The organism is Pseudoalteromonas sp. SR41-1, from assembly GCF_014164015.1.
GTDB classification, from domain to species: Bacteria; Pseudomonadota; Gammaproteobacteria; order Enterobacterales; family Alteromonadaceae; genus Pseudoalteromonas; species Pseudoalteromonas distincta.
This window is the reverse complement of sequence record NZ_JACJEK010000014.1, coordinates 79,879-98,285: the sequence shown is the minus strand read 5'-3', so window position 1 is coordinate 98,285 and position 18,407 is coordinate 79,879. Positions and strand designations below refer to the sequence as shown.

At 37.6% G+C, this 18,407-nt stretch carries 16 protein-coding genes and 1 pseudogene; 4 read left to right on the top strand and 13 right to left on the bottom strand.

Going from position 1 to position 18,407, the window contains the following annotated elements:
* Positions 1 to 10 precede the first annotated feature (10 nt).
* From H5118_RS13515 to galU, 4 genes and pseudogenes are all read right to left on the bottom strand, one after another.
* Positions 11 to 1,009 (bottom strand): NAD-dependent epimerase, encoded by a 999-nt coding sequence (locus H5118_RS13515; RefSeq protein ID WP_182737681.1) that lies wholly within the window; start codon positions 1,007 to 1,009, stop codon positions 11 to 13.
* Positions 1,010 to 1,012: 3 nt separating this feature from the next.
* A pseudogene (locus H5118_RS13510) lies at positions 1,013 to 2,368 on the bottom strand (UDP-glucose dehydrogenase family protein).
* A complete protein-coding gene (locus H5118_RS13505; protein WP_182749107.1) occupies positions 2,365 to 3,366 on the bottom strand; it encodes an acyltransferase in 1,002 nt (333 codons plus the stop codon). Before H5118_RS13505 ends, H5118_RS13510 begins: the two are co-directional and overlap by 4 nt.
* Positions 3,363 to 4,262 carry a UTP--glucose-1-phosphate uridylyltransferase GalU gene (gene galU / locus H5118_RS13500; protein WP_182749106.1) on the bottom strand — a complete coding sequence of 300 codons (900 nt, stop codon included), beginning with the start codon at positions 4,260 to 4,262 and terminating at the stop codon, positions 3,363 to 3,365. The genes H5118_RS13505 and galU overlap by 4 nt, the downstream gene beginning before the upstream one ends.
* Positions 4,263 to 4,555: 293 nt before the next feature.
* On the opposite strand from galU, the gene H5118_RS13495 reads away from it, so the two are divergent.
* From H5118_RS13495 to H5118_RS13480, 4 genes are all read left to right on the top strand, one after another.
* Complete coding sequence (locus tag H5118_RS13495) at positions 4,556 to 5,254, top strand: transglutaminase-like cysteine peptidase (protein WP_182749105.1); 699 nt, start codon at positions 4,556 to 4,558, stop codon at positions 5,252 to 5,254.
* Complete coding sequence (locus tag H5118_RS13490) at positions 5,238 to 7,244, top strand: EAL domain-containing protein (RefSeq protein WP_182749104.1); 2,007 nt, start codon at positions 5,238 to 5,240, stop codon at positions 7,242 to 7,244. Before H5118_RS13495 ends, H5118_RS13490 begins: the two co-directional genes overlap by 17 nt.
* Before the next feature lie 21 nt (positions 7,245 to 7,265).
* Positions 7,266 to 7,775 (top strand): hypothetical protein, encoded by a 510-nt coding sequence (locus H5118_RS13485; RefSeq protein ID WP_182749103.1) that lies wholly within the window; start codon positions 7,266 to 7,268, stop codon positions 7,773 to 7,775.
* Between the two features lie 101 nt (positions 7,776 to 7,876).
* Positions 7,877 to 9,193, top strand: coding sequence for an O-antigen ligase (locus tag H5118_RS13480; RefSeq protein WP_182749101.1), 1,317 nt, complete (start codon positions 7,877 to 7,879; stop codon positions 9,191 to 9,193).
* Between the two features lie 851 nt (positions 9,194 to 10,044).
* Here the strand turns inward: H5118_RS13480 and H5118_RS13475 are convergent.
* The 9 genes from H5118_RS13475 to acpP form a co-directional block, all read right to left on the bottom strand.
* Positions 10,045 to 11,904: an alkaline phosphatase D family protein gene (locus H5118_RS13475; RefSeq protein ID WP_182749100.1), complete on the bottom strand. Its 1,860-nt coding sequence runs from the start codon at positions 11,902 to 11,904 to the stop codon at positions 10,045 to 10,047.
* 4 nt (positions 11,905 to 11,908) lie between these two features.
* A complete protein-coding gene (locus H5118_RS13470) occupies positions 11,909 to 12,688 on the bottom strand; it encodes a TatD family hydrolase (protein ID WP_007585741.1) in 780 nt (259 codons plus the stop codon).
* Positions 12,689 to 12,803: 115 nt separating this feature from the next.
* Positions 12,804 to 13,130 (bottom strand): PilZ domain-containing protein, encoded by a 327-nt coding sequence (locus tag H5118_RS13465; RefSeq protein WP_002962367.1) that lies wholly within the window; start codon positions 13,128 to 13,130, stop codon positions 12,804 to 12,806.
* 11 nt (positions 13,131 to 13,141) lie between these two features.
* Entirely contained in the window at positions 13,142 to 14,056 is a 915-nt protein-coding gene (locus H5118_RS13460) for a DNA polymerase III subunit delta' (protein WP_182749099.1), read from the bottom strand.
* Position 14,057: 1 nt separating this feature from the next.
* Positions 14,058 to 14,684 carry a dTMP kinase gene (gene tmk, locus H5118_RS13455; protein WP_002962371.1) on the bottom strand — a complete coding sequence of 209 codons (627 nt, stop codon included), beginning with the start codon at positions 14,682 to 14,684 and terminating at the stop codon, positions 14,058 to 14,060.
* Between the two features lie 6 nt (positions 14,685 to 14,690).
* Positions 14,691 to 15,677 carry an endolytic transglycosylase MltG gene (gene mltG, locus H5118_RS13450; protein WP_138488902.1) on the bottom strand — a complete coding sequence of 329 codons (987 nt, stop codon included), beginning with the start codon at positions 15,675 to 15,677 and terminating at the stop codon, positions 14,691 to 14,693.
* Entirely contained in the window at positions 15,671 to 16,486 is an 816-nt protein-coding gene (pabC, locus tag H5118_RS13445; protein WP_182749098.1) for an aminodeoxychorismate lyase, read from the bottom strand. Before pabC ends, mltG begins: the two co-directional genes overlap by 7 nt.
* Positions 16,487 to 16,545: 59 nt before the next feature.
* Positions 16,546 to 17,784 carry a beta-ketoacyl-ACP synthase II gene (gene fabF, locus H5118_RS13440; RefSeq protein WP_182749097.1) on the bottom strand — a complete coding sequence of 413 codons (1,239 nt, stop codon included), beginning with the start codon at positions 17,782 to 17,784 and terminating at the stop codon, positions 16,546 to 16,548.
* A 215-nt stretch (positions 17,785 to 17,999) separates the two neighbouring features.
* On the bottom strand, positions 18,000 to 18,236 hold the full coding sequence (gene acpP / locus H5118_RS13435) for an acyl carrier protein (RefSeq protein WP_002962377.1): 237 nt from the start codon (positions 18,234 to 18,236) through the stop codon (positions 18,000 to 18,002).
* Positions 18,237 to 18,407: the final 171 nt, after the last annotated feature.

Sequence of the window (18,407 nt, the reverse complement as noted above, 5' to 3'; positions counted from 1 at the left end):
ATTTTCTCTTTTATGAATTATATTTCTTATACCAATTAACAAACTGTTGCATACCGTATTCAATGTTTGTATTAGGTTTAAAGCCAACTTCTTTTTGTAGGCTATCTATATCTGCGAATGTTGCTGGTACGTCACCTGCTTGCATTGGCATATAATTTTTGTCGGCTATTTTACCTGCCGCTTTTTCAATTGACTCAATAAAGGTCATTAATGCGATAGGTTCGTTATTACCAATATTAAACACACGGTATGGTGCTTTACTAGATTCAGGTGAAGTGTTGGTATTATTTGCATTACGCACAGGAACCACATCTTGAATACGTATTATGCCCTCAACTATGTCGTCTATGTATGTAAAATCACGCTTCATTTTACCGTTATTGAATACTTTGATCTCGCGGTCATTTAAAATAGCATCTGTAAATAAGTAAGGTGCCATATCTGGGCGACCCCAAGGACCATACACGGTGAAAAATCGTAAACCAGTCGTTGGTAAATCATATAAATGGCTATAACTATGAGCCATTAGTTCATTCGACTTCTTAGTAGCAGCATAAAGTGATACCGGATGATCTACTGCGTCATCAGTCGAAAATGGCATTTTTTCGTTCATGCCATAAACAGAGCTTGATGATGCATACACTAAATGCTGTACTTTATTGTGGCGACACCCTTCTAAAATAGTAGCAGTGCCCACTAAGTTAGAGTCAATGTAAGCCATTGGGTTTTCTATTGAGTAACGCACGCCAGCTTGCGCTGCTAAGTGTATAACGCGGTCAAATTTTTCATCTTTAAATAAGTTGGCTATGCCGTCTCTGTCGGCTAAATCCATTTTTACAAAACGAAATTGAGTAAGGTGTTTAATACGCTCAAGCCTTGCATGTTTTAATGCAGGATCGTAATAGTCGTTTAGGTTATCTAGCCCTACTACTTCGTGGCCATCGTTACATAAGCGTTCAGCTACAAAATTACCAATAAAGCCTGCGGCACCTGTTACTAAATATTTCATTATTTATTCTCCTAGAATCGATAAACCGCGACCAATGCCGTAGTACTTAATTAATTTTTTATCCATGCGTTCAGGGTCAAATAAGTTACGCCCATCAAATATTACTAACTCGTTTAATTGTGATTTAATTAAATCAAAGTCTGGTGCTCTAAAATTTTGCCATTCGGTACAAATTACTAACGCATCAGCATTATTTAAAACCGATTCTTTAGTACCCATTAAGCTTAAATCTGTACGGGATCCATAAATACGCTGTGTTTTTTCCATTGCCTCTGGGTCGTAGGCTTGTACATTTGCGCCCGCAGCCCAGAGCTGTTCCATTAATATTCGACTAGGCGCTTCACGCATATCGTCGGTGTTTGGTTTAAAGCTTAATCCCCATACTGCAAACGTTTTGCCTTTTATTGCACCAGGGTTATTTGCTAAATCAAAGTGTTTGCTAATGTATTCAAACATTTTATTTTTTTGTGCGTAATTTACCGCTTCAACAGCTTTTAGTATTTGTGATTCGTAGCCTATCCCATCGGCAGTGCGTACTAATGCTTGAACGTCTTTTGGAAAACACGATCCACCGTAACCACAGCCTGGGTATATAAACTGAAAACCAATACGCGAGTCAGAACCAATGCCCTGCCGGACGCTTTCTATGTCAGCCCCTACTCGTTCTGCGATGTTAGCCATTTCGTTCATAAAGCTTATTTTGGTTGCTAACATACAATTGGCAGCGTATTTGGTTAGTTCAGCACTTTTTATATCCATAACAATTATTTTTTTCGTGGTTACGGTTGAAAGGTGCGTATAACTCACGCATTTGTTCTTCAGCTGTTTTTGAATCGGTTCCAATTATTATGCGTTCTGGGCGTTTGCAGTCATTTACTGCGGCGCCTTCTTTTAAAAACTCAGGGTTTGACACAACAGCAAATTCTAAATCGCTTTTACGTACATTAAGCACACTTTGTATTTTTGCTTTTACTTTATTTGCTGTACCTACTGGTACAGTTGACTTATCAATAATTACTTTAGACGTAGACATATGAGTAGCGATTGTTTCAGCTACTTTGAGTACGTATTTTAAATCAGCTGAACCATCCTCGTCTGGCGGTGTGCCTACTGCAATAAACTGTAAATCACCGAATTCAACACCAAACTTAACATCGGTTGTAAATATTAAACGCCCGTCAGCAAAGTTTTTTTCAACTAAAGGTGTTAAGCCAGGCTCATAAATAGGAATAATGCCTTTTTTAGGTTGTTTATACGCGTTTCGTCAATATCTACACAACATACATCGTGCCCTGCATCCGCCAGCACAGTAGCTTGTACTAAGCCTACGTAACCTATACCATAGAATGTAACTTTCATATTCTAGCTTCTTTTAATTTATTATTTAAATAAAGCTTAACGTACTTACTCAGTTTAACTTCAATATAAGTATACATAAGCTTTGCTAAAAGCACTGAGACAATAAAAGCCACTAGTGCAGCCGCTAACTTTGGAATGTTAGCATTCATCATTTTTGTAATTATTACATAACCTATGTTTTGATGAACTAAATATAATGAATAAGAGATTTCACCCATAAATATAAAAACTTTGAATTTTAGGAATTTAAGAACATCATAGACACCTAATAAAAAGAAAATATAAATAAAACCGTAAGCTATGAAATCCTCATTTTCATTATTAATAAATAACACAGTAAAAATTAAAAGAATCTGAAATACATTTCTATATTTTAAATATTCCTTTTTTAACTTATATGTCATTACTCCGAGCAAAAAGAAACTGACATAATTAATGAAAAATAATTTCCCTATAATTTTATAAATATTTTCAGGTAATAATTCAACAGTAAAAGATAAAAATAAAAATGAAAAAAGTGTGAATATCAAAAGATCTATTTTTTTAAATAAGATCAAAACGAAACACCAAAAATAAAATGTAATTTCAACAGTTAATGTCCAATAAACTCCATCAACGTGTGAAATACCCAAAAACTCTTGAAACATTAATAAATTTAATAAAGCGTTAAATACTCCAACCTCACGTCCTTGAAGACCAAATATGTAAACAACTGTAAAAGTAATAATTACAGCAAAAAAATATGTTGGGTATAATCTAGAAAAGCGACTAACAATGAAACTTACTGGCTTGGTTTCCTTACTTATAGACATAAAAATAACAAAACCACTTATCATAAAAAACAAATGAACGCCAAAATGACCAAAGTAAGTCCAATCCATTTCATTAGAGCCAGTGTTATATATTTCATCTATACGGTAGAAATAATGATAAATAACAACTGACAATGCGGCTATGCCTCTTAAACCATCTAGGCTTAATTGTCTAATATGTTTCATTTATAATTACTTAATAGTTCCATGGCTTGTTTAGTAAACTCTTCACCCATATGGCTTGATTGCATTGCATATTCTACATTGGCAAGCATATAGCCCAACTTAGAACCACAATCGTGCGACTGGCCTTTTAAGTGGTATGCTTCGAGTGTTTCTAGGTGGCGCAATTGTAATAAAGCATCGGTAAGTTGTATTTCGCCGCCTGCACCTGGTGGGGTGTACTCTAGTAAATCCCAAATAGTAGGCGATACAACATAACGCCCTGTAATAGCTAAATTACTCGGTGCTTCATCGTTATTTGGTTTTTCGACCATGTTTTTAATTGCAGCATTTTCGCCTGCATTTACTTTTTTACCGGCTATATCAACTACACCATACTGATGCACTTGCTCTTTTGGTACTGGCTCTACCATTACTTGGTTGTAGCCCGTTTTGTCGAATCGGTCGATCATTTGGCTTAAATTGTCGGTTTTTGGGTTTGATTTATATTTATCAATAATTACGTCTGGTAACATTACTGCAAATGGGTTATTACCAACAATTGGGCGCGCTGCTAAAACAGCATGGCCTAAGCCTAGTGGTGCTGATTGGCGAACCGAAATTACGGTTACATCTTTTGGCACTATTGAGCGAACCTCTTCTAGTAAACTACGCTTTACGCGCGCCTCTAGTGTGGCTTCTAGCTCAAAGCTTGTGTCAAAATGGTTTTCAATTGAGTTTTTTGAAGCGTGTGTAACAAGCACAATTTCTTTAATGCCAGCCGCTACAGCTTCGTCAACTACGTATTGAATTAAAGGTTTATCTACCAGAGGAAGCATTTCTTTAGGGATGGCTTTTGTGGCTGGCAACATACGTGTTCCAAGGCCAGCTACAGGTAATACGGCTTTTAAAACTTTCACTTTAATTCCTTTCATTATTATTTTGTAAATATATAAAGAAGAAACTAAAGTTTACTTCCATATAACGTGCTTCACATACCTTGTGTTAGGATTATTATACACGCCATACTATTTGACTCAATAAATAAAACATCCTTTTAGGTTGTTTTTTTGTTAACTTTATGTTGCACCAAACTGGTCGGGTTGAGTCATATTGGGGCATCTAATTCTTTTTGATGATCTACCTTTTTAAAAGTAATAATACTATACTGATTAATGTCGTTTATTAGGGATTACCAACTTAAGGAACATTTGTGCGCTTAGGGCTTTGCATTTTATTTATTGTCTCGTTTTTTGTATGCGCACAAGATATGCTTTTGTATTTGCGTAATAGCGATATTATTACCCGTGCACAGCAACAGTATGGCAACGAAGGTCATAAACGAATTAAAGATTGGCTTAACTTTATTGATGACTCGGCTGATGAAAGCGAATGGAAAAAAATTCACCTTGTTAACGATTTTTTTAATAAAAACATTAAATACAAAAGCGATAAAGATCTTTGGCAGCAAAAAGACTACTGGGCTACCCCACTAGAGAGTTTAGGTGTTGGTATGGGCGATTGCGAAGACTACGTTATTGCTAAATACTTTACGTTAATAGCGCTAGGTGTTCCTGAGGATAAAATTCGTTTAATGTATGTCCGACAGCGCACAGTAAACCAGCCCCACATGGTACTTATATATATAGAAGATCCAAACAGAATTCCCTTTGTTTTAGGTAACTTTAATACTAAACTGCTGCCCGCAAATAAGCGCCCCGATTTAACGCCTATATACAGTTTTAATGGTCAAGGACTATGGTTAGCAAAATCGAAAGGGTTAGGCAATAAGGTAAAAAATAGCCGTGGTGTGTCGGCTTGGAATACTATGCTAGAGCGAATTGAACAAGGTGAGCTTGCTCCCATTAAAAGTAACATTAAAGGAACTACCAGTTATGTCTCGACTTTTTAAAAATGGATTGAGTCTTAAAACCCAAGTTTACGGTTTAATAATCGTTATTTCGGTTGTTTCATTTGTGGTTAGGGTAGTTACAGATGTTGAAACCACCCGTGATTACTTACAAACCCAAATGGGAAGCCATGCCCAAGACACTGCTACTAGCTTAGGGCTTTCTATTTCGCCTTACTTAGATCCAGAAAACTTAGTAATAGCTGAAACAATGGCTACTGCTATTTTTGATTCTGGTTACTATAAAGAAATTAAATTTACAAATTCACAAAGCCAAGTTGTATTTGATCTGGAAAATCCTAAGCGTGTTGAGTCTGTGCCTAATTGGTTTATTGCTTTAAGTAGTTTAAAAGCACCCACTATGCAGTCGGAACTAAATAATGGTTGGATTATGGCGGGTATACTTGAGGTTACAAGCCATACTGGACAGTCTTATGTAACGTTGTGGGAGCATACAAAACGCAGTTTTTATGGTTCTTTTTTAATACTAATTACCTCGCTTGCAGTTGCCTTTTTAATATTACGTGAAGTATTTAAGCCTTTAAAAGCAGTTGAGCATCAAGCTCACCTTGTTACTCGTAAACGCTTTACATTAAACGAAGAAATACCTATTGCACGAGAGCTACGCACTGTAACTAAAGCTATAAACAATATGGTTATTAACTTACAAAGTACTTTTGATTCTTTAACTAAACAAACCCAAGCCTTAACAGAAGAAGTTTATATTGATTCTTTAACAGGGTTAGGTAACCGAAAGTTATTTGAAAATCACTTTAGCTCGGTTGTAGACACAATAACCACCGATGCGCCACTCACTGCAATGATGATTACTCTACCTTCACTTACAAATATAAACCAAAGTGTTAGTTATCAAGATGGTGACGCGCATGTAAAAGATGTGAGCGTTATTCTTACTAAAATTATTGGTAACCTTACTAACTCTAAAATATTTAGGTTAAATGGTAGTACTTTTATTGCCCTTATACCTTACGATACGCAGTTTTTAAATAGAACTCGCTTAGAAATTACCGATGCTTTTAGTAAACAAAAAAATAGCTTACACGTTAATGGGTTTGCTAATTTTGCAATATTGGAAGTGAATAAAGGCTCGTCTATTGGTAGTGTTTTATCTGCTTTGGATACGGGTAGTACTATTGGCGATACAATAGAAACTAACAAAATAGATAAAGACACGCTATTTAGTGTTAAACAATGGCGTACACTTATTCAGTCGATTATTGACTCTGGTGAGGTTAGCTTTTCGGTGCAGCCAGTTAAACGCGCTAACTCACAAAATAAGCAGTGTTACTTTGAGGCTTTTGCCCACTTTACCCATGAAGGTGAAAAGGTTAATAATGGCCATTTATTTGCTATGGCCGAAAAGCTTAATTTAACCGAAGAGTTAGACAAAAAAATAATTCGTAACTTTGTAAACGTTAAAGAACAATACCCTGATGACGTATTTGCTTTAAACGTAAGTAAGGCATCTTTATATTCGGCTGATTTTATACAATGGCTTACCCTTTATGCCCACACTAAACCTGTTATAAAAACTAACCTTATATTTGAGTTACATGAAATTAGTTTACTTTATAATGTACATATAGCTTCAAAGCACATAGATGCAATTAAAGATATTGGTATTAGTGTGTGTATAGAACACTTTGGAACGAGCTTAACGTCGTTTAGGTATTTACAGGGTTTAGACATTGAGTTTGTAAAAATTGATGGTAGTTATATTCAAGACCTTCTTGATAACACGCAAAGCCAATTTTTTATTCAAACAGTGAACAATATTTGTCATGGCTTTGGCATTGAAGTTTTAGCCTGTTTAATTGAAAAACCTGAGACTTTAAAGATACTTGAAAGCTTAGGCTGTGATGGTGTGCAAGGTAATTTAATTATGCCTCCCTCTAAAATAGTCAAAACTAATAATAATGGCGTAAATAAAGAGTTTACTTTTTGCACCGATGCGCTAAAATTTTGTAATTAGAACTCAACCAAGGGACGAGACATGAAATTATTTTTATTAGCTGGCCTAATTGCTGGTGCGTCTGCACTTACAGCTTTACCTAGTTATGCACAAACTGATACTGGTGTAACTGCACCTGCGCAAAATGTAAGTGCTTTGGTAACCATTTTAAATAATGCCACGGCTGAAACATCGCCTGAGCAGCTTGAAGCCGATTTGACTGCCGCAATTTTAGCAATTTGTAGCGATTGTACCCCTGACCAAATTGATGCAATGATGAACGATGTTATTGCTGCAATTGGAGCTGACAGCCCATTAATATCTAACTTTTTAGCTGCAATGACTGCTGCAGGCATTGACAGCGATGCAGTTACTTTAGCTGCAATTACTGCAGGCGTTGATGCTACTGTTGCATCTGAAGCAACAGCAGCCGGCCCAGATGGCGCACCAGCTCCTGATGCTCCGGTAATTGTTACTTTACCAACAACTGCTGTACCGCAAGGTGCCGGTGGCACTGGTGGTGATGCAGGTATATCAGAAGTAATTAACTAACTGCCTTTGCAATATTATAAAAACGCAGCCAATTGGCTGCGTTTTTATTTTGGAGCCGTTACTTTAAGCTCCTACCTTTAAGCTCTTTGTTTGAGAAAACTGTGAATCGTTTATTATTTTTTTTGCTGTGCTGCATTTTATTTTTACTCCCACTCCCTTTAGGCAGCTACCGCCCTTGGGCTATATTAGCTATGGGTTTATTAATTAGCGCTACTTTTTTAACTCATTTAGTTTATAGCGCTACCAATTACGAGCAATCGTTATACCCTCCTTTGTATTCTTGGCCTGTATTTACTGCTTTGGGCTTGGTTGCTGCTGCGTGCGTTGTGCAAATGTACACGGTGAGCGTTGACCCTTTTCAGACAAAACAAATGCTTATTAAAACAAGTTTTATGATTTTATTTTGTTGGCTATTATTTATTTATTGTAATACTGAAAAGCGTATTAAAAATTTAATATATGCAATTATAAGTGCCGGCGTGTTTCAGGCTTTATATGCCACTTATTTAAATTTATCGCCTGATATTATTAGCCCATTATTTGGTTATAAACATACCGACCGTGCTATTGGTACATTTACCTACTCTAACTTTTTAGCTAATTTTTTAGCTTTATGTTTATGTTTGGGTATTGGTGTTTTAGTTAGTGAATTAAAGCGCTCTACTAGCGATTACAAGCAAACATTAAAACAAACGCTTCGGGCGTGGACTGAAATACTTTTAAGCTCAAAAATAATTTTACGTATTTCGTTAATTATTATTATTGTTGCGTTAATTTTAACCCGTAGCCGTATGGGTAACTCTGCATTTTTTATTGCACTAATGGTTGTTAGCTTACTCGCGTTTTTTATTTACAGGCAAAAACCTAAAGCGTTTAAACTACTTATAGTTAGTTTTTTTATAATCGATTTAATTATTATTGGCGCTATATTTGATGTAGAAAAAGTTAAACAGCGTATTAGCGAAACCAGTATTTCATCAGAAACCCGTGACGAAGTTGTGCGTGATTCAATACCCCTTATTTTAGATAAGCCTTTGTTGGGCTCTGGTGGGGGCACATTTTATACTGCGTTTCCAGCGTATCAGTCTGAGCCGTATTCTGGTTACTACGATAATGCCCATAACGATTACGTACAGTTTGCAGTAGAGCTGGGTATACCCACTACAGCCGCACTGGGCTCACTTATACTTTATTGTTTATGGTTATGTATAGCGACTATGCGAAAGCGTAAAACAGCGCTGTTTCAGGGTGTTGCCTTTGGTTGTGCCATTGCAATTATAGATATGTTGCTGCATTCGTTGGTAGATTACTCTTTACAAGCTGGTGCAAACTCAATGTTGTTTATGACTATTTTATGTTTAGCAATATTGAGTAGTAAGTTACCTGCGTCTAAACGAAGCAGAAAAGAGCATGGTTAAATACAAAGCCAAGTAATTACCAATATAGAGTGATTGGAAGCTGCGCTTCTCACGCGAGCAAGTTCAGCGTCTACCGCCAAGGTTAAATTTACGGTTAACTTGTTAGCGTGACAAGCAAAGCCTTTAATAAGAGATTTATTCACTAAGAGGTTAAGAGGCGCTACGCTTTTAGAGGAAGTAATAAAGCAGAAACTATACCCTGATTGGCATTCTGTTTTCGCATTTACTCCTCTTTCGTTTCTCTTTGTGCAAATAGTTCTTTAGCTGGTTTTTAAATAAATTGAATAATTTTAAGCATTGCTTTGTAACAGCAGCGCCTGTAATTAGTGATTTTTTCACTAAGAGGCTAAGAGACGCTGCGCTTTTAGAGAAGAAAATAAACACCAAACGCAGTTTTTATTAGTATTATGTCTTCTCATTTACTCCTCTTTCGCTTCTCTTTGTGCAAATAGATCTTTAGCTGGTTTTTACTGTAACAGCAGCGCATGTAATTAGTGACTTTTTCACTAAGAGGTTAAGAGGCGCTGCGCTTTTAAAGAAGGAAATAAACACCGAAACTGTATTCTGATTGGTATTCTGTTTTCTCATTTACTTCTCTTTCGCTTCTCTTTGTGCAAATAGATCTTTAATTGATTTATTGGTAAATAGATTAAATAAATTAAGCGTTGCTTTCTTAACAACCTTACTCCGTATAAGTAATTTATTCACTAAGAGGCTAAGAGACGCTGCGCTTTTAGAGAAGAAATAAAACCGATAATATATCCTGATTGGCATTATGTTTTCTCATTTACTCCTCTTTCGTTTCTCTTTGTGCAAATAGATCTTTAATTTATTTAATTATTGATTAAAAATTACTGCTCTTCTAAATCGAACTCAGTTAAATGCCCTTCACCGTGTATAAGTTGATATCGGGCTAAATTCCCTTGCTCTAGTGTTATTAAACTAATAGCTGAGTCGCTCACTAAGTATTTTTGCCCTTCACCTATGGTTTGGTGTTTATCTACTTCCATATGCCAACGTTTGGTAAAAAAGTTTAAAGGACTTTTTGGGCCGTATAAAATTGAGTCGAGCTTATCGAGTATGTTTATTAACTTACGCGGGAACTCGTTTTTAATACCACTGGCGGTAAGTTGCCAAATTCGATTGGGATGATCGCCAAAACGCTTTTGCACCGAAAAGCAAAATGAGTAATGTACATCACCCGATAAAATAAGGGTTTCATTTGGGGTGTCGGTGCGTCTAAAAGTATCGAGTAGCTTTTTGGCTGAGCCTTCGTGCGCCATCCAGTTTTCTACGTCAACCATGAGCGGTTGGCCACATATGTTAAACATGGCTTGAATGGCTTCTATTGATTTAACACCAAATACAGGGGCTGGCGATACAATAATAACCTGATCGTGGCTTAATAGGCTTTCTTCAAGCTCTGTTAAACGCTCCCAATCAAGTAGGCCTGAAGGCTCGTTAAAGTTTTGCTCATTTCGCCAACGGTGCGTACGTGTATCTAGCACCACTACTTTTGGGGTTGTTGTTAACTCATAATGCCAAAAACTAAAATCGTTTAGTGGTTTATCAAATGCTTTAAACTGCCATAAATTATTAACAGTACGGCTTTGCTTAAAAGGTGTTAGTAACTCGCCTGTTTTATTTAGTGCATCGTTCCCCATTCCTTGAAAAAGCCAATAACTAATTAAACCGTTATTAATGATTCGTTTACTACTTGGGTTTTCATTTATAGCTTGCTCCCACCCAGCGGTGAGGTTCCAATCATCAGTTACATCATGATCGTCAAACATCATTAATGTAGATACATTGGCAAACAATCGCTCTACTTCACTTAAGCCTTTTGCATAATCAATCAGTGCTGTTTTTTCAGCGTCAAAAATAGTTTTGTTTTGCTCGCTTTGACCTAAATACGTTGTGTTTTGTATATCAACGCATTGCCAAGCAGCAGCACTAAAATTTAATAAATAAAGTGCTATATATTCTTCAAAGTGGATAAGGTGATTGTAGGCTTTTACGCTAGAAAAATGAGGTTCGTCTTTTTTTAGCCAGTAACCAACACCTAATTTTGAGCGTTTTTGCCAAGGCGTTTTTGGTAAAAACAAATGGCGATTATAAAGTTGCTCATTTATATCATCCGGTAGCTCAATGGCAAGTGGTTGCTCTTTATAGATACCTAAGGCTTTAATTAACTGATGAATAGCTAATAACATGGGGCCTGCTACGTCATCGGCATAAACCTGATCGCCGCTCAGTAATAGCAATTGTGCGCCTTGGTTATTATTACCACGCTGAGTATTTTGCCAGTGACTTGCAGACACTAAGCTATCTTTTGCTGGGTGATGTGCATTACGGCACGAGCCATGCAAAATATCACTGAGTTTATCGGGGATTACAAATGCAGGCGTTGTTTGATTGCTATAGCACCAAGGGGATAAATCGATTGCTGCATCGTCAATTACAAGTTCATAGCTTAATAAGCTATCTACAGGGAGTTTGTTGTCTATTGGCTTTATAATAACGAAATGCAGGTATAAATGTTCGCCTAAAGAAACCGTATGTTGATCGCTATAACACTCAACATTTAATAAGTTTATTTGGCAGTTTGCAGGCTTGGAGGTAGCAAACTGAATACAGACTCCAGTTTGCTCTGCACGGCGCACCATTGGCCCCATTAGTAAAATAGGAAGGTTTGCCGTGTGAGTAATCATGTATTTAGCCTTTAGCTGCTAATTTAAATAAAGAATAAAAGTTCTCGGTAGTCGCTTTAGCCAGTTCATTAAAGCTAATGCCTTTAAGTTCGCTAATGTAGTAAGCAACGTCTTCTACGTATGCTGGCTGATTAGTTTGCCCACGATACGGTACCGGCGCTAAATAAGGCGAGTCGGTTTCTATTAATAATCTATCTAGCGGTATTTGCTTTACTACTTCTTTTAGTTCAATAGCATTTTTAAAGGTAACAATGCCCGAAATAGAAATATAAAAGCCCATGTCTATGGCTTTTTTAGCCATATCCCAGTCTTCAGTAAAGCAATGTAGTACACCACCGCAGTTTTCGGCCTTGTGCTCACGCATTAAATTAATTGTGTCGGCACGGGCATCACGTGTATGAATAATTAACGGCTTTTGTAATTCGTTAGCTACTTCAATATGCCCAACAAAGCTTGCTTGCTGCACTGCGTGGGTATCTTTTGAATAGTAGTAATCAAGACCCGTTTCGCCAATAGCAACGACTTTTTCGTGTGAGGCTAAGTCAATTAGTTGCTGTTTATTAAGGGCGTCTTTTTGATCAAGTGGATGTACACCACATGAGGCTGAAACATCGTCGTAGTGCTTAATTTTATCAAGCATGCTTGGAAACTGATCAAGCGTTACGCTTACACATAAAAAGTGCTCGATTTGCTTTGCACGCGCTTTATCAAGAACTTGGTCAAGGTTTAAGTCTAATTTATCAAAATCAAGACGATCTAAATGGCAATGAGAATCTACAATCACTATAAGGCCTGTATTATGTTCAGGGTTTAAATTTGTTCTTTTAATTTATTATGTTAGCAATTAAAAGAACCCAATATAGGGCGGCGTTAATCTCAATGAAAAACCGACCCTATAGCTACATGGTATATGTTTGATCGCCTGAGTTTAACATAGTCCCAAGCAGCTTTTCGATTTTAGCGTTTAGGTTTGTTTTATCGTCTAAAAAACTAATACCAATACCTGGAGGATTAGAGCTTTGTGCACCTTGTGGCGTGATCCACGACACTTTACCTGTTACTACATCATCTTCTAAGGCATCGGGCAAAGTAACTCTAAGCGCTAATGAATGCCCTGCTTCGTAACGCATATTAGTACGTACAAATAAGCCACCTTTTTTTAAGTAAGGCATATAACAACGGTATAACTCGTCTAAATCGTCTATGTCTACTAGTAGTTCTTGCATGATTAATCCTTTTAAGAATTTCGCAATGTGTATGCTAATCGTGATACAGCAAGCGGTAAATTAAGGCCAAGTACTTGGGTGTTATTTTGTAAAAACTCGCCTAATGCATTTTGCGCACTTTGATAAGCGTCAAAACTCATGCCTTGCAGTAATTGCTGCTTTAGTTGCACGCTTAAAAACAAAGTAAATATACGAACAAGTTCAGGCTGTTTATTTATTATATCGACTAACGCTTTGAAATTATGGCTTTGTTTAAACTCAGTTGCAAACTTATACAGTGTATCAATATTTTTTAGCTGGTCTTGCTGTTGCCAATGCTTTACTTGCAGCGGTTGGTTATAAAAAAGTGCTAACCAACTATAGTTAGGAATATCTAATGTCTCTAGCCACTGCTGAGCAAGTGCAGTATTAGTTATTTTTACGTCACTTTTAGCGCATCGACTTAAAATAGTTGCAGGGAGCTGCTGTGGTTGGCTTGTGGTTAATATTAAAAAGCGGCTATTAGTTGGCTCTTCAAGTGTTTTTAATAATGCGTTAGCTGCTGCTGTGGTCATTTTTTCGCAATTTTCGATTATCGCGACTTTATTGTCATTTTGCGCTGCAGAGTGATTCATAAAATCACTAATACCACGTATATCGTCTACACCAATACTTTGCCCATCAACTTGCGTTAAACGTTTGTCGGGGTGAGTGCCAGCCAGGTTAAGTAAACAGCTTTTACACTGCCCGCAAGGTTTTAGCATACTGTTTTGCTCAGCTACCTGCTTAGCTATATTTTGGCATAGCAAAGCATTCCCAAGCTCATCACTTAACTCAAACTTACCTACGCCAACAGGCCCACAAAATAATTGCGCATGATGAAAACGCTCTGCGCGATAACTTTTCGCTAAAAGTGCTTGAGTATCATGTAGCCAAGGCAATGGCATATTATTTTAGGCCTTCAAAAAATGAATGCAGTACATTGGTAATATCGCGATGTACTTTATCAATACTTTGGTTTGCATCAACTGTTTTAATTGTGTTGTCGTCATTAGCAAGTTCAACATAACGCATACGTGTACGCTGAAAAAACTCAATGGCTTCTTGTTCAATTCGGTCTAGCTCGCCACGTCCTTTTGCACGTTCAAGGCCTATCACTGGGTCAATATCAAGGTAAATAGTTAAATCAGGCTTTAAGCCTTTTAACACCATTGACGAAAGTGAAGCTAATGTATTTGAGCTAATACCACGCCCGCCACCTTGATACGCCTGAGACGATAAATCATGACGATCGGCAAGTACCCATTGGCCTTTATCAAGCGCTGGGGTAATAACATTGTGCATTAACTGCGAACGGGCTGCGTACATAATAAGCAACTCGGTTTCAAAGGCAATCTCTTCTTCGTGCTCTGCTTTTACAAGCGTACGAAGTGATTCAGCCAATGGTGTGCCGCCAGGTTCGCGCACGTTAATGAAGTCTATTTTTTGTTTGTTTAAAAAGTCTTGGCATAACGAAATAGCGGTTGATTTACCCGCGCCTTCTAGCCCTTCTATTACTATAAATTTTGGTTTCATAAAATATTAATTCTTTTTATTTAATATATACGTTTTAACTGCTGCGTTATGCTGCTTTAACGTGGTTGAAAATTGGTGGCTACCATCGCCTTTTGATACAAAGTAAACATATTCACTTTGCGGCGGATTAACTGCAGCTAAAATAGCTGCTTTTGATGGCATTGCAATCGGTGTTGGCGGTAAACCATTAATACGATACGTATTGTAAGGCGTATAATCGCGCAAATCTTTACGTTTAATATCACCATCAAAATCAGCGCCTAGCCCGTATATTACGGTTGGATCGGTTTGCAGGCGCATATTGGTGTTTAATCGATTAACAAACGCTGATGCAATTAACGGACGTTCACTGGCAAGGCCTGTTTCTTTTTCAATAATTGAAGCCATTATTAGTGCTTCGTATGCTGTTTTATAGGGTAAATTAGCGGCGCGCTGCTGCCAAGCATCATCTAATGTTTGCTGCATTTTTTGTGCTGCACGTTTTAATACACTGCTTGCAGTATCGTTATTATGATAATGGTAAGTGTCGGGGAATAACCAGCCTTCTAAGTGCGTGTCATTACCCAGTATTTGAGTACTTAGTTCGTCAGTTTTTAAATCGTTTTGTAAATTATCAGCTTTTTTAATAGCACTTAGTACTTCACGTAAGTTTTGACCTTCAATTATGGTAAAACTAAAACTAATTTGCTGACCTTGGTTAATTTTTTTTACGTTGTTAATAACGCTATCGGCTGTTAGCTCGTAAAGCCCCGCTTTTAAGTCGGTAAGTGTGGGATCTAATTTGGCAATTACCTGATAACGCCAACAACTTTCTACCCAGTTATTAGCTTGCCATTGCTGGCATAACTTATTAAAGCCAGTGCCATGCTTAACTTCAAATTGTGTGCTTTGTGCTACCTTTAACGGGCTATTTATTGTTGCTTGTAATTGCTGGTAACCAACAGCAGTGGTTATAACAGCTAAAAAAAGTACCGATAAAATAACTTTTAACACTCAGCCTCCTTGGCTAATAATTTAGTTAGTAATGCGTGGCTGTCGTCTGTATTAAATACCTGTTGCTCAATACGTTTTACAGGTACTGCTCCCATTAAGCTATTACACACAAATACGGCGTCTGCTTGGGTTAAGTCTTCTACTTTCACGCATTTAAATTCAACAGGCAATTTATCACATAACGATTGCAGATAAACGCCCTTTATTCCGCACTCATCAAGCAATGGCGTAAACATACGCTTATTTTTAATCGCAAAAATATTAGCTGCTGAAGCTTCAATTACATTGTTATTGTAATCAAGCACTAACACATCGTCGCAGTCTTGCGTTTGCATTGCTTTTTTAACTAGTACTTGCTCAAGCCGGTTTAGTGTTTTAAGACCCGCTAAATAAGGCTGTGCTGCTAATTTAATTGGGCTTATTTCGAGATTTACACCCTTTTTAACAAGCGCTTCGTAATTACTAGGGTAATCTAATATGCTCAATAAAATAGTAATATTACACTCACTTGGCAGCCCATAACCACGTCCGCCTTCGCCTCGCGTTACAAGTATTTTAAGCACGTTGAGTGATGCTGCTTTTATATGCAAAGCAATTTGATTTTCAAGGCTATTAAAATCTAGCTCAGGAAAACCTAGGCGCTGTGCGCATTCAATCAAACGCGCTTTATGATGAGCCCAATACTGTACTTGCCCATCAACAACTTTAGCCGTTGTAAAAAAGCCGTCACCGTAATTTAAGCCTCTGTCACGCGTGCTTAAAGTGCTGTTTTGATCTACTGCTATTATTGTTTGCATTTTATTTGGCATATAAAAAAAGCCCAGTTAAACAACTGAGCTCTTATAATTTGATTCGTTGTTAAAAAAGATTATACCTTTTTAAATAGCAACGAGCCATTAGTACCACCAAAACCGAACGAGTTACACAGTGCAAAGTCTAACTTTGCATCACGTGCAGTGTGAGCAATATAATCTAAGTCACACCCTTCGTCTGGGTTATCAAGGTTGATAGTTGGCGACACTTTTTGATCTGTCAGTGATAAAATCGAAATAATCGATTCAACCGAGCCTGCAGCACCTAACAAGTGACCCATCATCGATTTAGACGAGCCTACCATTACATCTTTAGCTGCATTACCAAAAATAGATTTAACAGCGGCAGTTTCTGCTTTATCGCCTGCATTTGTAGATGTACCGTGTGCGTTAATGTAACCAATTTGCTCAGCGTTTACTTGCGCATCATTTAGTGCGTTTTGCATTGCAAGGGCAGCACCGGCTCCATCTTCTGGTGGTGATGTCATGTGGTACGCATCGCCGCTCATACCAAAGCCAACAAGCTCAGCATAAATTTTAGCGCCACGTGCTTTTGCATGTTCGTACTCTTCAACTACAACAACACCTGCACCGTCAGAAAGCACAAAGCCATCGCGGTCTTTATCCCAAGGACGAGAAGCCGCTTGTGGGTCGTCATTGCGGATTGAAAGTGCACGTGCAGCATTAAAGCCACCCATACCAATTGGGGTACAGGCTTTTTCTGCACCGCCAGCAACCATTGCATCTGCATCACCGTAGGCAATCATGCGCGCGGCATGGCCAATATTATGCAAACCAGTAGTACAGGCAGTTACAATTGAAATATTTGGACCACGAAGTCCATGCATCATTGATAAGTGACCTGAGATCATATTAATAATGGTAGACGGAACATAAAATGGCGATAACTTGCGCGGACCACTATTTAATAACTTAATGTGGTTTTCTTCGATAAGCGTTAAGCCACCAATACCAGAGCCCACAGCTACACCTATACGTGTTGCGTTTTGCTCAGTAATTTCAAGGCCTGAATCTTTAAAGGCTTGAACACCCGCTGCAATGCCGTACTGAATAAACAAGTCCATTTTTTTAGTATCTTTCGCTGACATGTATGCAGTTGCATCAAAGTCATTTATTAAACCAGCGAATTTAGTACCAAATTTTGATGTATCAAAGTGGGTTATTGTTTGAATGCCACTTTTGCCATCTAATAAGCCTTGCCAGGTTGATTGAACATCATTACCTAGCGGCGTCAACATTCCTAAGCCAGTTACGACGACTCGACGTTTAGCCACGGTTTGCCTCCAATAAGGGATATTTACAAGGGGATGATCATACCCAAGCTACCTCAAAGTGCTAGTCCCAAAATAGATTAAAAACGCATAACACAATCAAAATTAATTTTTAGCTAAAATTGAGCATTGAGGCTTAAGTTTTGAATCACGAACTTTGAGGTGGTTTGGATATAAAAAATTAAAGGCAGCGGATGCTGCCTTTAACGTGCGATTAATTACTCAGCGTGTGCTGTTACGTAATCGATAGCAGTTTGTACTGTAGTGATCTTCTCAGCTTCTTCATCTGGGATCTCAGTATCAAACTCTTCTTCAAGAGCCATTACTAGTTCAACAGTATCAAGAGAATCTGCACCTAGGTCATCTACGAAAGAAGATTCATTTTTAACTTCTTCTTCTTTAACACCTAGTTGTTCAATGATAATTTTCTTTACGCGTTCTTGGATATCGCTCATTCTTCTTTCCTTTATTAAAAACGCCGATGCGTTATTTTCAGATTGCCGCGTAGTTTACGCGGCATAATTCTCTGATTCAATGATTTGACCATAAATAATTGTCTGGTCAAACCTCTGAGTGTGTGTTTTGTCTTTTATCGCTTATTTTCGCAGCGATTTCAAGTATGTTTA

What these genes read in the sequence shown, in the direction of transcription:
- H5118_RS13515 (WP_182737681.1), bottom strand. Translation starts at nt 1,009, where the DNA reads ATGAAATATTTAGTAACAGGTGCCGCAGGCTTTATTGGTAATTTTGTA.
- H5118_RS13505 (WP_182749107.1), bottom strand. Translation starts at nt 3,366, where the DNA reads ATGAAACATATTAGACAATTAAGCCTAGATGGTTTAAGAGGCATAGCC.
- H5118_RS13490 (WP_182749104.1), top strand. Translation starts at nt 5,238, where the DNA reads ATGTCTCGACTTTTTAAAAATGGATTGAGTCTTAAAACCCAAGTTTAC.
- H5118_RS13485 (WP_182749103.1), top strand. Translation starts at nt 7,266, where the DNA reads ATGAAATTATTTTTATTAGCTGGCCTAATTGCTGGTGCGTCTGCACTT.
- H5118_RS13475 (WP_182749100.1), bottom strand. Translation starts at nt 11,904, where the DNA reads ATGATTACTCACACGGCAAACCTTCCTATTTTACTAATGGGGCCAATG.
- H5118_RS13465 (WP_002962367.1), bottom strand. Translation starts at nt 13,130, where the DNA reads ATGCAAGAACTACTAGTAGACATAGACGATTTAGACGAGTTATACCGT.
- H5118_RS13460 (WP_182749099.1), bottom strand. Translation starts at nt 14,056, where the DNA reads ATGCCATTGCCTTGGCTACATGATACTCAAGCACTTTTAGCGAAAAGT.
- tmk (WP_002962371.1), bottom strand. Translation starts at nt 14,684, where the DNA reads ATGAAACCAAAATTTATAGTAATAGAAGGGCTAGAAGGCGCGGGTAAA.
- pabC (WP_182749098.1), bottom strand. Translation starts at nt 16,486, where the DNA reads ATGCCAAATAAAATGCAAACAATAATAGCAGTAGATCAAAACAGCACT.
- acpP (WP_002962377.1), bottom strand. Translation starts at nt 18,236, where the DNA reads ATGAGCGATATCCAAGAACGCGTAAAGAAAATTATCATTGAACAACTA.